Raw genomic sequence first — 13,090 nt, 5'->3', positions numbered from 1 at the left:
CATTTTGTCGCACCCTGGGAAGGACCGGAGGCATGTGGGCGGATTTGCAAGGGGAATCGGGACGTTAACCGGTTTGCACTTGCCGCTTCCGGCTGATTCTCGAAGCCGGCGTAAGAAAGAATTAAAAACGGACTACTAGCGTCCGGGCATCTTTCGAAACAATCCGGGCCGGGATTCGGCCGCAATATCATTTCCGAGGAAGCAGATGTCGCGCGCATTGATTGAAGTCGGTAGTTGCAATGTGGAGCTCGAGCTGCGGCCGATCGAGCCCTCCTGGATCATCGAGGGCAATCCCGTATCCCGCTCGCACGTCCTCTCGACCAGCGCCGACGGGACCGCCCAGACAATCATCTGGTCCTGCACCGAAGGCCGCTTCAACTGGTACTACGACATCGACGAGACGATCATGATCATGGAAGGATCAATCGTGCTCGAAAGCGACGGCATGCCGCCCAAGCGCTATGGCCCCGGCGACGTCATTTTCTTCCGCGACGGCGCACACGCCAAATGGCATGTCGAAGGGCACGTCAAGAAGATCGCCTTCTGCCGCAAGACCAATCCGGTGATGATCGGCTTCCTGATCCGCGTCGTCAACAAGTTGAAGAAGATGTTCGCCTCCACCGGCGAGCGCCGTCCGGCCTCGCTCATGGGTGCCGGCTAAAGCGGACAATAGCGTTCCAGGGACGCTTCCCAGCGGCCACGACGAAGAGGGGGCGGGATCGACATTCCGGCCCCTCTTCTCGTTTCGAGATCATGGCCTGCCGATGCTCATGGCCTGCGCCGTCGAGCTTTGACCTCCACCATCAGCCGCCAATCCTGCGCTGCCGCGGACCTGGCTTCGCCAAGCCAATGGAAGGAGTCGTTGGTGATCCCTGTAAAGCTCCAGCGCGTCAGCTCGCCGGATTCGGTCGTGCCTTCCTGCACGATGTCGTTTCCACGCGGACGGCCGATCTGCTGGCGGAACACGCGGCGGCCGGGATCGAACCAGGAAATCCGCCACGCATCGATGGCCGGATCGTAGACGCGCAGCGTCGTGCCATACCAATTGCCGGCGATCGGAAAGGCCCGGCTGTCCGCGGGCCGGGGGATGATCCAGACGTCCTGCACCGCGCGGCCTTCCAGCACCCAGCCGAAATGGATTTCGCCAAGTGCGGTGTGCCTGGCGCCGTCCGGCGCATGTGCCGTGATCTCGCTGTTCCAGTCGCCGACGAAGCGGCCGTAAAGCCGAAGGGCCGCCTCGTTGTCGGGATGCGGCCCGCTCGCGTGCAGAAGTCTCGCAAAGTCGCTCATGTTGCTCTCCTGTCGCGGAGATTTCAGCACGAACGGGCCGCGGGCGACTTGGAGAAAATTGCCGTCAGTCCTCGGGTCCTGCGCCGTGACAGATGCCTCATGGTTCGATCGGCCTCGGCGTGCGTCCGCCGGCTGCTCGCGCGTTCAGCGCGCCAGACCATGGTAACGGAGACATTGACATGGCTCTCGGAGCAGCCAAGTCGTTGACGGTTCAAGTCGTTGACGGTTGATGCGTTCCGGTTGTGGCGCTCAGACCCCGTCGAGGATGATCACAGTCGGCTTCGGCGGCAGCGCATCCCGCGACATCCGGAATGACCGCTCGGTGCGCCGGTCGATTTCGAACTGCTGGCCGATCCGGCGCATGAAGTCGTCGAGCGGGGTGGCGAAGCGGTGCATCGGCAGCACCACCGAGGCGCGTAGCCGCTTGGTGATCTCGGAGATGCCGTCCAGCGACATGGTGTAGGTACCGTCGATCGGCACCATCACGATGTCGAGCCGTACGATCTGGGCGAAATGGCTGTCGTCGAGCTTGTGGTGAAGGTGGCCGAGATGGCCGATGCAGAGGCCGGCGACCTCGAAGATGAAGATGGAATTGCCGTCGCGGATCATGTCGGTGCCGGCATCGTCGCCGAAATAGCGGCGGATGTCCGTCGTGACGTTGCGGATGAAGGTGTCGCTGATGCGCTCCGATACGATCGCCGGCTTGCCGTCCTCGCCCCAGCCATGCAGCACATGGGGAATTCGTTTGTCGGGATACAGAGAATAGTGCGTGCTGTGCGCCCGGTTCATGGTGACGACGTCGGGCAGCCGCCCCACCTGGTATGCGCCGCTATAGTCGGTCGCGATGCGCAAGCCGGCGGGCGTGTCGATGAAGTAGGTGGAGTGGCCGGCATAGGTGATTTGGACCTCGGCCGCGGCTGCCGCCAGCCGGAACGCAACCGGCATCACGCGGGGCGCCGCGTTCGCCATCGCCAGGCATTCGCTGCGTTGAGGTGGCTGCTGGGCGAGGGCAGGTGTGAGGAATGCACCGAACAGCGCCAGAGCCGCCGAAACCAGTCGCCACATGATCCGTCCCCAATGACGCCGGGGGGAAGTCTAGCGTGCAATGCAGCGCGCCGCCAACAGCCGGCGATCAACAGCGCGTCAGTGTCGCACCTGTCATTCCGCCATCCAGTCGCGCCTTGGGCTGAACTTCCAGGTGAGGGCGACGAGGCTCGCGGTGATCAGGCCGCTGATGAGGCCGGCCAGCGGCAGGGCGAGCAGCAGTGCAGCGGTCGCGGCCCAGCCGATCGAGGAGAAGGCTTCGGCGAAGGTCGCAAGCCGCGAAGATGTCTGGCGACGGCGGAATTGGCTGCGACGGGCCTGCACCCGGAACCAGAGCTGGATCGCCGTCGCCGAGGCCGCACCGACCATGATCGCGCCGGCGCTGATCACCGCCTGGAATGGCGAGGCGAAGGCCAGCGCCGCGATCAGCGGACTGAAGATCACGGCGATTGCGATCAGCACCACCTCGATCTTGGCGCGGATGACGCTGGACGACGTCAGCGGCGCGGTGGCGACGAGATCGGGAGCGTCCTCGCCGGAGATCGTCAGCCAGGCGAGCCCGCCGGCAAGCTGTCCGGCCGCCATGACGATGACAGGTGTGATCAGCGTCAGCGCTGCGGAGCTGTCGGCAAAGTTGCGCCAGAGCAGGAGCGCCGGCGGCACCAGATAGAGCAGCTGCATCAACGTCTGCGAGATCAGCCAGGGATCGCGCCACAGCAGCATGAATTCCTTGCGCCGCAACGCCTGCTGGCGCGATCCGGCGCGGAACGGACGCTCCGTCGCGCGGACGCGGCCGGACGCGCCGTACCCCGCCGCATCGATGGCGGTGTCGGCGAAGCGGTGCGAGAAGATCGCCATGACGCTGCCGAGCAGCACCAGGGCGAGCGCGAGAAGCAGCAGCAGCGCCTCGCTGTCGCCCATGGTCGCCCGCGCCGGCCACCAACAGATGCTGTCGGCGTCGGGCGCGTAAGCGGCAAGGCTGCCCGAGGTCAGGATGGTGAAGCGCGACAGCGTGCCGTAGGACATGATCGCGGCGACCTGCAGCGCGATCACGAAGCCCGCGCCGATGATCGCGGCGAGGATCTGGGCGATCAGGCGCGTTCGCGCCGGGCCGATCAGCCGGAACAACAGGATGGTGATGGCGATAGCGATCGCTGCGGCGGACAGACCCATGGCGACGACCACGCCAAATGCCGCGAGCCAGCGCCCGCCGCCACCGATCACCAGCACGTCGATGAACGGCGCCGAGAACAGCAGCGCAAGCACGGTGACGGTCAGCGCGATGGCGGCGATGCGGACCGAGAACAGATTGGCAAGCGTCGACGGCGAGGACATGATCAGGTCGAAATCGGCGCGCGCATAGAACACCCTCGTCGTCGATTCGATCGCCTGCGACAGCATCAAGGTCCAGGCGAGAAAGATCGTCGCCGAAATCACGATCAGCGAGGATTGGTCAAGCGGCAGCTGCAGGTCGGCGAAACGGCCGATCACCGCCCAGGCCGGCAGGTGCAGCAGCGCGGCGAAGCAGAGCAGGCCGATCACTGCGGCGCGCGTACGTTTGCGCCGGCCGCCCGTCATCATGGCGAACCATTCGCGCCGGGCGAGCCGCAGCTCGTGGCGGGCAAACCAGGACAGCGCGGTCGCCGAGTTCATGCCGCGGCCTGAAGCGTCACCAACGCGATGAAGAGGTCCTCCAGGCTGGTGTCGGCATGGCCGTTCTGTTGACGCAGCTCAGCCAGCGTGCCTTCGGCGACGAGCTGGCCCGACGCGATCACGCCGATGCGGTCGGCCATGCGCTCGGCGACCTCGAGAATATGCGTGGTCATGATGACGGTGCAGCCGGCGCGGACTCGTTCGCCGAGCAGGCCCTTCACGTGGCGGGCGGAGACGGCATCGAGCCCCGTCAGCGGCTCGTCGAGGATGATGAGGCGGGGATCGTGCACCAGCGCGCCGGCCAGTGCCACCTTCTGGCGCATGCCCTTGGAAAAGCCCTCGCAGCGCTCGTGCCGCTGCGCCTCGAGCCCGAGCGAGCCGAGCAGCTCCTGCGCGACCGGTTCCGATGTCGACGGGGCGATGCCCCAGAGCCCGGCGACGAATTCGAGATATTCGAGCGGAGTCAGCTTGTCGTAGATCATGGGCTCGTCGGAGACCCACGCCATCACCTGCTTGGCGGCAACCGGGTTTTGCAGCGCATCGATGCCGAAGATCGAGACCGCGCCGGCATCGGGGCGCAGCAGGCCCGCAACCATGCGCAAGCTGGTGGTCTTGCCGGCGCCGTTGGGGCCAACCAGCGCATAGAATTCGCCTGCGTGAATGGTGAGGTCGAGGCCGTCGACCGCCAGACGGTCAAAACGCTTCGTTAACCCTCGGACTTCCAGCGCCGAGCTGCCCGGCTTCATGACGGCCATACCATCCGGTTTTGCATCGCAAGCGACCATGACTTGAAGATGTTTCGGCACCGTGAATCGACGGCCGACAAATTCCGTCATCCGGTTTGGACTAAAGGCAAGTCACCGTTTGTTGACAGCGCCTGACGGTTCAGGCTGAATTGGCGTCAGGACAAATGCGCTAACGCGGCGAAACGACTGCGTAGCGACTGGACACAAGATGCGGCAAGGCGGTCACAAAGAACCGCCGGTTGCATCGGGAGGATGCGCGGCGATGCTGGATTTCGTTCAGCAGCTGGTCAGCGGTGTTGCGCTCGGCTGCGTTTATGGCCTGATCGCGCTCGGCTTCGTGCTCGTCTACAAGGCTACCGAGGTCGTCAATTTCGCCCAGGGCGATCTGATGATGCTGGGCGGCTTCTTCGCCTTCACCTTCATCGGCATGATGGGCCTGAACTACTGGATCGGCTTTGCCGGTGCAGTGGCCGCGATGGCGCTATTCGGTATGCTGGCGGAGCGGGTGGTGGTGCGGCCGATCCTCGGCTATCCGCAGTTCTCGATCATCATGGCGACGATCGGGCTGGGCTATTTCCTGCGTTCGGTCGCCGGCATGATCTGGGGCACCGACGACCTGAAGATCGAGACGCCGTTCAGCCAGGGCGTGCTGCGCATGGGCTCGCTGGTGCTCGCCTACGACAAGCTGTCGGTGATCGCGGCGACGATGATCCTGTGCACGCTGCTGTGGCTGTTCTTCAACAAGACCACGCTCGGCACCGCAATGCGCGCCAGCTCCGAGAACATGCTCGCGGCCTACTACATGGGCATTCCGGTCAAGCGCGTGGTGTCGGTGGTCTGGGCGATCAGTGCGGCGGTCGCGACCTGCGCCGGCGTGCTTCTGGCGCCGATCACCTTCATCCACTCCAATGTCGGCCTCGTGCTCGGCCTGAAAGCGTTTCCCGCCGCCGTGCTCGGCGGCTTCGGCTCGATCCCGGGTGCGGTGGTCGGCGGCGTCCTGATCGGCGTGATCGAGAGCATGGCCGGCTTCTACCTGCCCGAGGGCTGGAAGGACGTCGCGCCCTATGTCGTGCTGCTGACGGTACTGCTCTTGAAGCCTGAAGGCCTGTTCGGCCTCCACGTCCGCAAGAAGGTCTGAACGCCATGCGCTTCCTGTTCAAGACCGACTACGAAGACGACATCAAGCTGTTCCCGCATTCGGGCTACGTCGTTTCCTACGGCATCCTGCTCGCGCTGCTGCTGATCGCGCCCTACGCGCTCTCCAGCTATCTGATGAGCCAGCTCGTCTTCGTCTGCATCTATGCGATCGTCGGCGTGGCGCTCCTGATCCTGACCGGGTTCACCGGCCAGGCTTCGCTCGGGCACGCTGCGTTCCTCGCGATCGGGGCCTACACGGCGGCCTATCTGCAGACATACAACGTGCCGTTCCCGGTCTACTTCCTCGCCGCCGGCCTTCTGACCGGCATCATCGGCGCGATGGTCGGCTTTCCCGCCCTGCGTCTCACCGGCATCTACCTCGTCATCGCCACCATCTCCTTTGCCTTGATCGTCGAGGAGATCCTGGCGCGCTGGGAGAGCGTCACCAACGGCAATGAGGGGATGCGGGTCAAGACCCTGTCGCTGCTCGGCGTCGCCGTGCCGCGCGACAGCCCGACCTTCTACTACCTCTGCCTTGCCGTGCTGGTGCTGACCATCGTCGGCACGCTCAATCTGCTGCGCTCGCCGACCGGCCGCGCCTTCGTCGCGATCCGCGACTCCGAGACGGCGGCGCGCAGCATGGGCGTCAACGTCGCGCTCTACAAGGTGAAGTCGTTTGCGATCTCGGCCGCGATCACCGGCTTTGCCGGCGTATTGTTCGCGCACAAGCTCTCCTTCATCTCGCCGGAGATGTTCACGCTCCAGCTCTCGATCGAGTTCATCATCGTGATTCTGATCGGCGGCACCTTCAGCCTGCACGGCGCGGTGCTCGGTGCGATCTTCATCGTGATGATCGACCCGTTCCTCACCTATCTGAAGGACGACATGCCCGGCATCATCGCCGGGACCGCCGCGACCTTCGGGGCTGGCCCGGCCACCGCGGGCAATATTCAGTCGAACGTCGCGGCCTTCGCCTCGCTCAACGGCCTGAAGGGCGCGATCTACGGCATCATCATCGTGCTGTTCGTGCTGTTCGAGCCGCTCGGGCTCTACGGCCGCTGGCTGAAGATCAAGCTCTTCTTCCAGCTATTCCCGCTCTACAAGCGCGCCACCTTCAAGCGGCAGAAGATCTACGTGAAGTCGGAGCGCAACCGATGAGCTATTTCCGCGCCGAGAACCTGTCGCTGCATTTCGGTGGCCTCAAGGCGGTCGATGCGGTTTCGTTCGCGGTCGAGCGGGGCGAGATCCTCTCGATCATCGGGCCGAACGGTGCCGGCAAGAGCTCGATCTTCAACCTGATCTCGCGGATCTACCGGCCGACCTCCGGTCGCATCTTCTTCGAAGACCAGGACATTACGGAGGAGCCGCCCTACGACATCGCCAGGTTCGGGATCGCCCGCACCTTCCAGAACATCGAGCTGTTCGAGAACGCGACCGTGCTCTCCAACCTTCTGGTCGGCCGCCACCGGCACTCGACGACGCAGCTCTGGCAGGAGCTGCTCTTCCTGCCGAGCGTGCGGGCCAACGAGAAGGTGCATCGCCGCAGGGTCGAGCAGGTCATCGAGTTCCTCGATCTCGAACCCTATCGCGACAAGCTGATCTCGGGCCTGCCCTACGGCGTGCGCAAGGTGATCGAGCTGGCGCGTGCCCTGTGCTCGGAGCCGAAACTGATCCTGCTGGACGAGCCGTCATCCGGACTCAATGTCGAGGAGACCGGCGACATGTCGTTCTGGATCCGCGACCTGAAGAACGAGCTCGGCATCACCGTGCTGATGGTCGAGCACGACATGTCGCTGGTCAACCGGGTCTCCGACCGCGTCATCGCGCTGAACTACGGGAGGGTGCTCGCGATGGGTTCGCCCGCCGAGGTGCAGCAGCACCCTGACGTCGTTGCCGCGTATCTGGGAGCCTGACCGATGGATGCCGCCGTGACGCCGGATATCATCCTGAAGCTCTCCAACGTCGAGAGCTATTACGGGCCGATCATGGCGATCCGGGGCATTTCGCTGGAAGTGCCGCGCGGCCGCATCGTCACGCTGCTCGGGGCGAATGGAGCCGGCAAGACCACGGTGCTGAAGACCATCTCGGGCATCCTCGATCCGCAGAAGGGGGCGATCGAATTTCTGGGCAGGCCGATCCAGCGCATGGAGGCCGACCGGATCGTGCGGCTTGGTCTCAGTCATGTGCCGGAGGGGCGCGAGGTGTTCCCGTTCCTCTCCGTGCGCGAGAACCTGATGATGGGCGCCTATCCGCGCCGGGATCGCGACGGCGTCGCGGAGGATCTGGAGCGTGTCTACGGCTATTTCCCGCGGCTGAAGGAGCGGATCAACCAGCCGGCCGGACAGCTCTCCGGCGGCGAGCAGCAGATGCTGGCGATCGGGCGCGCCCTGATGAACCGGCCCACGCTGCTACTGCTCGACGAGCCCTCGCTCGGCCTGTCGCCGCTGCTGGTGAAGGAGATCTTCACCATCATCCGCCGCGTCAACGAGGAGCAGGGCATGTCGATCCTCCTGGTCGAGCAGAACGCCAAGGTGGCGCTGGAGACGGCGCATTACGGCTATGTGCTGGAGATCGGCCGCATCGTGATGAACGACAGCTGCGACCGCTTGATGCATTCCCAGGACATCCAGGAGTTCTACCTTGGCGCCAAGGAAGCGGGCGCGCGAGGCGAGCGGCGCTGGAAAAAGAAGAAAACGTGGCGTTAAATGGGGCGCCTCTCCGCAAGACATAGACCGCCGGCAAGGCAGGCAGCGGAGGGGAAGGCGACAAGGAGGAGACGCGCATGGCCCGACCGGCGGTGCTGACGGTCGCTGATACGATCGCGAAGAGCTTCTTGCGCGCCGCCGAGACGCGGGGCGACAGGCCGGCGATCCGCGAGAAGAAATTCGGCATCTGGCAGCCGACGAGCTGGCGCGAATGGCTGGAAATCTCGAAGGAGATCGCCTACGCGCTCCGGGCGATCGGCTTCATGCCGGGCGACGTCGCCTCCATCGTCGCCAACGCCGTCCCGGAATGGGTGCATGCCGACATGGGTATCCTGTGCGCCGGCGGCGTCTCCTCCGGAATCTATCCGACCGATTCCTCGTCCCAGGTCGAGTATCTCGTCAACGATTCCCGCACCAAGGTGATCTTCGCCGAGGACGAGGAGCAGCTCGACAAGATTCTCACCTGCCGTGCACGCTGCCCGTCCTTGCAGAAGATCATCGTGTTCGACATGGAAGGCCTCAGCGGCTTCTCCGACGACATGGTGATGTCGCTCGACGAGTTTCGCGCGCTCGGCCGCAACCACATGGTCGGGCGCGAAGCGCTGTGGCAGGAGATGATCGACAGCCGCAGCGCCGGCGATCTCGCGATCCTCGTCTATACGTCCGGCACGACCGGTCCGCCCAAGGGCGCGATGCACGCCAACCGCAGCGTGACGCACCAGATGCGGCACGCCAGCGACTTCATCCCGGCGCGAGAGGACGAGGACCGGCTGATCTTCCTGCCGCTCTGCCACGTCGCCGAGCGCATCGGCGGCTACTACATCTCGATCGCGCTCGGTTCGGTGATGAATTTCGCCGAGAGCCCGGAAACCGTGCCGGACAACTTACGCGAAGTGCAGCCGACCGTCTTTCTGGCGGTGCCGCGCATCTGGGAAAAGTTCTATTCCGCCATCACCATCGCGCTCAAGGATGCGACGCCGCTGCAGCAATGGGTCTATCGCCGCGCTATCGGCATCGGCTACCGCATGGTCGAGTGCCGGCTCGAGGGCAGGGTGCCGCCGCCGTCGCTGCGCATCGCCAACCACATCGCCTACCGGGTCGCGTTCCGCAACATCCGCCGCATGATCGGTCTCGATCGTTGCCGCATCGCGTTCACCGGCGCGGCGCCGATCGCACCGGAGCTGATCCGCTGGTATCTGGCGCTCGGCATCGACATGCACGAGGTTTACGGCCAGACCGAGAATTGCGGGGTCGCCACAATGATGCCGGCGGAAAGGATCAAGCTCGGCTCGGTCGGCACGGCGGTGCCCTGGGGCGAGGTCGCGCTGTCGCCCGACGGCGAGATCCTGATCAAGGGCGACTTCCTGTTCATGGGCTATCTCAACCAGCCGGAGAAGACCGCCGAGACCATCGATCAACGCGGCTGGCTGCACACCGGCGACGTCGGCACCATCGACAATGAAGGCTTCGTCCAGATCACAGACCGGATGAAGGACATCATCATCACCTCCGGCGGCAAGAACGTGACGCCGTCCGAGATCGAGAACCAGCTCAAGTTCTCGCCTTACATTTCCGACGCCGTGGTGATCGGCGACAAGCGGCCTTATCTCACCTGTCTCGTGATGATCGACCAGGAGAACGTCGAGAAGTTCGCCCAGGATCACGACATCCCGTTCACCAACTATGCCAGCCTGTGCCGGGCGAGGGAGATTCAGGATCTGATCGGGCGCGAGATCGAACAGGTCAACGGCAACTTTGCCCGCGTCGAGACCATCAAGAGGTTCTATCTGATCGAGCGCCAGCTCACCCCGGAGGACGAGGAGCTGACGCCGACCATGAAGCTGAAGCGCGGCTTCGTGAACAAGCGCTACGCCGCCGAGATCGAGGCGATGTATCGCGAGCGTGCGGTGGCGTGACGAGCCAGCCGATTCGAGAAAGCGAAGGAGCCGTGGCCCTCGCCCTTCGTCCAACACGGGCCTTTAGGAGAGGAGACGTCAATGTCGAAATCGTTCAGCGCATTCGGCCTTGCTGTGAGCGCCGTGGTGCTCACCTGTCTGCCGGCCGCAGCGCAAACCAAGGTCACCAACGAGGGCATCTCGGCAACCGAGATCGTCATCGGCACTCACCAGGACCTGTCGGGCCCGATCAAGGGCTGGGGCGTCCCGGTCGCAAATGGCATGAAGATGGCCACCGAGGAGATCAATGCATCCGGCGGGATCAACGGCCGCAAGATTCGACTGGTCGTCGAGGACAGCGGCTATGATCCGAAAAAGGCCGTGCTGGCTTCGCAAAAACTGATCGAGCGCGACAAGATCTTCGCGATGGTGGGACCGATGGGATCACCGACAGTGCTCGCCGCGCAGGATATCCTCTTCGACGCCGGCGTCTTGCAGCTCTTCCCGCTGACGGCGGCCGAATTCACCTTCAAGTTCGATCCGGCCAAGCCGCAGGAGCGATTGAAGTTCAACAATCTGCTGCCGTACGTCGAGAGCACACGGGCCGCGCTGAAATACATGATGGAGTGGAAGGGCTTCAAGAAGCCCTGCATCATGCATCAGGACGACGAGTACGGGAAGAACGTGCTCGACGGCTTCAATCAGCAGCTTACCGCCATGAAGGCGCAGCCGGCGTCGATCACGAGCTACAAGCGCGGCGCCTCGGATTTCAGCGCGCAGATCGCCAAGATGAAGTCCGATGGCTGCGACCTCGTCGTGCTCGGCACCGTGCTGCGCGAGACCATCGGGGCGATGTCCGAAGCCAGGAAGCTCGGCTGGGACGTCACCTTCCTCGGTGCCACCCCCACCAACGTGATGGAGGTTCCCGCGCTGGGCAAGGAAGCCGTCGAGGGCCTCTATGCCGCCAGCGGCTTCGAGATTCCCTATGAGGACACCGCCAAGGGCAAGGTGAAGGATTGGCTCGTCAACTACAAGAAGATGTTCAACGCAGACGCCAACACGCAGGCGATCATCGGCTACAACGCGATGATGACGTTCGCCTTCTACGCGAACAAGGCGGGCAAGGATCTGACGGGCCAGAAGATGTTGGACTCGCTCGAGTCAGGCGAGAAGTTCCTCGACATCTTCAACTCGCCGCCGACCAAGTTCTCCAAGACCGACCATCTCGCCAACACCGTCACCCAGGTGCAGCAGGTCAAGGGCGGCCGCTGGGTGCTGGTGAAGGACAATCTGATGTTTTGATGTTTGCTTTCACCCTCCCCTGGAGGGGGAGGGTCGATCGCGCGAAGCGCGAGCGGGGGGGGTGATCCCTCAACACGGGCACAGTTCGTTGGAGAGACCTTCGCCCCACCCCGTCTCACATCTCGCTGCGCTCAATGTGAGCCGACCCTCCCCCTCCAGGGGAGGGTAAGGGTTCATGATCCCCCGCTCGCGTTGCCCGAGTTCACCGGCGCCAGCTCGTCCTCCTGGCAGCGCCAGCCGTCGGCGGCTTTCACGAACGCAAAGGTCCGCTGGATTCTCAGCCGGCGCGTGACGTTGAAGGCTTCTGCAGAACGCTCCTTGTTGCGGGCTTCCGGTTCCGGACGACCCGTCCTCGCGTCCCAGCAGGTGCCGGTGCAGGTGGAGGCGACCTTGCTGCACATGGTGAAGGGCGCCAGCACCGCCATCTCGATTTCGCCCGTGACCTGCGCCTCGTGCTCGGTCACCTGGCTTTCGATGGCGTAGACACGGTTGATGCGCAGGAAGTTGCCGCAGGAATTGGCCGCATGGATGCGCGCGGCGCAGAAATCGACGGCGTCGGTATCGGGCGAGCGGGCCGCGACCTGTCGGCCGAACACCTTTTTTGGATCGCCCTTCGCCGCGCGGATTTCATCGGTCTTGCGCTTCAAATGATCGGCGAGACAATCCTCGGCGGAGTCGAGCTCCTGCAGCGGCACGTTCTCCTTGCCGACCAGGTTGCATTTGCGGTCGCGCTCTCGAGTCCACCTTCCATATTCGGCGAACGCAAAGCGGGCTGCGGTCGGGTCGAGCTTGCCGATCAGGCCGAGCGCCTGGCCGTTGAGCTCGGTTTCGGCAAGCGCCAGCGACGGGTCGGCGCAGATCAGCGCGCCCGCCGCGGTGTTGGCCGCGAGGCAGTCGAAATCGGGATCGCGCACGATCGCGGCGCGCTCCTCGGTGACCTTGAGCAGGCACGTCTTCACCCGGTCGAAATCGTCGGGGCGGATCGCGGTCTGGCCGACGATGCCGCAGCCGAGGTTGCGCTGACGGATCCAGATTGCATTCTCCTCGATTGCAGGCAGGCGATCGGGCAGGCGGGCGAGCCGCGCCTCGATCGCCGTGCTCAGCCTCTCGGCTGCGGCGGCAAGCTCGGCATCACCGCAGAACAATTGGTTGCCGGGATCGCGTATCTGCTGGCAGTTGTTCCTGGCAAACAGCGGCAGCCTGTCGGCGATCGAGCGTTCGGATTGCGCGGAGGCGGGCGCCGCCGGCAATGCCAGCAGCACAAGCACTGGCAGCACGATGAATCGCATTCCAGTCGCCCCCGGATGGAAGCCGCCAT

At 64.2% G+C, this 13,090-nt stretch carries 12 protein-coding genes; 7 read left to right on the top strand and 5 right to left on the bottom strand.

Features of this window, described 5'->3' with window-relative positions; genetic code table 11:
• Positions 1 to 205: 205 nt before the first annotated feature.
• Positions 206 to 661, top strand: a complete 456-nt coding sequence (locus XH87_RS20350; RefSeq protein ID WP_271588622.1) for a cupin domain-containing protein — start codon at positions 206 to 208, stop codon at positions 659 to 661.
• A gap of 107 nt (positions 662 to 768) precedes the next feature.
• On the opposite strand, the gene XH87_RS20345 is transcribed toward XH87_RS20350, so the two are convergent.
• The 4 genes from XH87_RS20345 to XH87_RS20330 form a co-directional block, all read right to left on the bottom strand.
• Positions 769 to 1,290, bottom strand: a complete 522-nt coding sequence (locus tag XH87_RS20345; protein ID WP_199763287.1) for a hypothetical protein — start codon at positions 1,288 to 1,290, stop codon at positions 769 to 771.
• Between the two features lie 249 nt (positions 1,291 to 1,539).
• On the bottom strand, positions 1,540 to 2,355 hold the full coding sequence (locus XH87_RS20340) for an MBL fold metallo-hydrolase (protein WP_271588621.1): 816 nt from the start codon (positions 2,353 to 2,355) through the stop codon (positions 1,540 to 1,542).
• A gap of 93 nt (positions 2,356 to 2,448) precedes the next feature.
• Entirely contained in the window at positions 2,449 to 3,987 is a 1,539-nt protein-coding gene (locus XH87_RS20335) for a permease (protein ID WP_271588620.1), read from the bottom strand.
• The gene (locus XH87_RS20330; protein ID WP_271588619.1) at positions 3,984 to 4,733 is read right to left on the bottom strand and encodes an ABC transporter ATP-binding protein; all 750 of its coding nucleotides are present in this window, start codon (positions 4,731 to 4,733) and stop codon (positions 3,984 to 3,986) included. Before XH87_RS20330 ends, XH87_RS20335 begins: the two co-directional genes overlap by 4 nt.
• 262 nt (positions 4,734 to 4,995) lie before the next feature.
• On the opposite strand from XH87_RS20330, the gene XH87_RS20325 reads away from it, so the two are divergent.
• The 6 genes from XH87_RS20325 to XH87_RS20300 all read left to right on the top strand — a co-directional run bounded on the left by XH87_RS20325 (position 4,996) and on the right by XH87_RS20300 (position 11,772).
• A complete protein-coding gene (locus XH87_RS20325; protein ID WP_035706754.1) occupies positions 4,996 to 5,871 on the top strand; it encodes a branched-chain amino acid ABC transporter permease in 876 nt (291 codons plus the stop codon).
• A gap of 5 nt (positions 5,872 to 5,876) precedes the next feature.
• Positions 5,877 to 7,028, top strand: a complete 1,152-nt coding sequence (locus tag XH87_RS20320; protein WP_271588618.1) for a branched-chain amino acid ABC transporter permease — start codon at positions 5,877 to 5,879, stop codon at positions 7,026 to 7,028.
• Complete coding sequence (locus tag XH87_RS20315; RefSeq protein ID WP_271588617.1) at positions 7,025 to 7,783, top strand: ABC transporter ATP-binding protein; 759 nt, start codon at positions 7,025 to 7,027, stop codon at positions 7,781 to 7,783. Before XH87_RS20320 ends, XH87_RS20315 begins: the two co-directional genes overlap by 4 nt.
• A 3-nt stretch (positions 7,784 to 7,786) precedes the next feature.
• Positions 7,787 to 8,575: an ABC transporter ATP-binding protein gene (locus tag XH87_RS20310; RefSeq protein WP_035706763.1), complete on the top strand. Its 789-nt coding sequence runs from the start codon at positions 7,787 to 7,789 to the stop codon at positions 8,573 to 8,575.
• A gap of 77 nt (positions 8,576 to 8,652) precedes the next feature.
• Complete coding sequence (locus XH87_RS20305) at positions 8,653 to 10,491, top strand: AMP-dependent synthetase/ligase (protein WP_271588616.1); 1,839 nt, start codon at positions 8,653 to 8,655, stop codon at positions 10,489 to 10,491.
• Between the two features lie 81 nt (positions 10,492 to 10,572).
• Complete coding sequence (locus XH87_RS20300) at positions 10,573 to 11,772, top strand: ABC transporter substrate-binding protein (protein ID WP_271588615.1); 1,200 nt, start codon at positions 10,573 to 10,575, stop codon at positions 11,770 to 11,772.
• A gap of 173 nt (positions 11,773 to 11,945) precedes the next feature.
• Here the strand turns inward: XH87_RS20300 and XH87_RS20295 are convergent, their stop codons facing one another.
• A complete protein-coding gene (locus tag XH87_RS20295; RefSeq protein ID WP_271588614.1) occupies positions 11,946 to 13,061 on the bottom strand; it encodes a lysozyme inhibitor LprI family protein in 1,116 nt (371 codons plus the stop codon).
• Positions 13,062 to 13,090: the final 29 nt, after the last annotated feature.

The sequence above is a fragment of the Bradyrhizobium sp. CCBAU 53415 genome, assembly GCF_028128735.1.
Classification (GTDB): domain Bacteria; phylum Pseudomonadota; class Alphaproteobacteria; order Rhizobiales; family Xanthobacteraceae; genus Bradyrhizobium.
This window is presented reverse-complemented; position numbering and strand designations above follow the sequence as displayed.

Excerpts from the sequence above, each read along its gene's own strand:
- XH87_RS20340 (WP_271588621.1), bottom strand. The coding sequence starts at position 2,355 with ATGTGGCGACTGGTTTCGGCGGCTCTGGCGCTGTTCGGTGCATTCCTC.
- XH87_RS20310 (WP_035706763.1), top strand. The coding sequence starts at position 7,787 with ATGGATGCCGCCGTGACGCCGGATATCATCCTGAAGCTCTCCAACGTC.
- XH87_RS20305 (WP_271588616.1), top strand. The coding sequence starts at position 8,653 with ATGGCCCGACCGGCGGTGCTGACGGTCGCTGATACGATCGCGAAGAGC.
- XH87_RS20330 (WP_271588619.1), bottom strand. The coding sequence starts at position 4,733 with ATGAAGCCGGGCAGCTCGGCGCTGGAAGTCCGAGGGTTAACGAAGCGT.
- XH87_RS20345 (WP_199763287.1), bottom strand. The coding sequence starts at position 1,290 with ATGAGCGACTTTGCGAGACTTCTGCACGCGAGCGGGCCGCATCCCGAC.
- XH87_RS20300 (WP_271588615.1), top strand. The coding sequence starts at position 10,573 with ATGTCGAAATCGTTCAGCGCATTCGGCCTTGCTGTGAGCGCCGTGGTG.
- XH87_RS20325 (WP_035706754.1), top strand. The coding sequence starts at position 4,996 with ATGCTGGATTTCGTTCAGCAGCTGGTCAGCGGTGTTGCGCTCGGCTGC.
- XH87_RS20335 (WP_271588620.1), bottom strand. The coding sequence starts at position 3,987 with ATGAACTCGGCGACCGCGCTGTCCTGGTTTGCCCGCCACGAGCTGCGG.
- XH87_RS20295 (WP_271588614.1), bottom strand. The coding sequence starts at position 13,061 with ATGCGATTCATCGTGCTGCCAGTGCTTGTGCTGCTGGCATTGCCGGCG.
- XH87_RS20350 (WP_271588622.1), top strand. The coding sequence starts at position 206 with ATGTCGCGCGCATTGATTGAAGTCGGTAGTTGCAATGTGGAGCTCGAG.
- XH87_RS20315 (WP_271588617.1), top strand. The coding sequence starts at position 7,025 with ATGAGCTATTTCCGCGCCGAGAACCTGTCGCTGCATTTCGGTGGCCTC.
- XH87_RS20320 (WP_271588618.1), top strand. The coding sequence starts at position 5,877 with ATGCGCTTCCTGTTCAAGACCGACTACGAAGACGACATCAAGCTGTTC.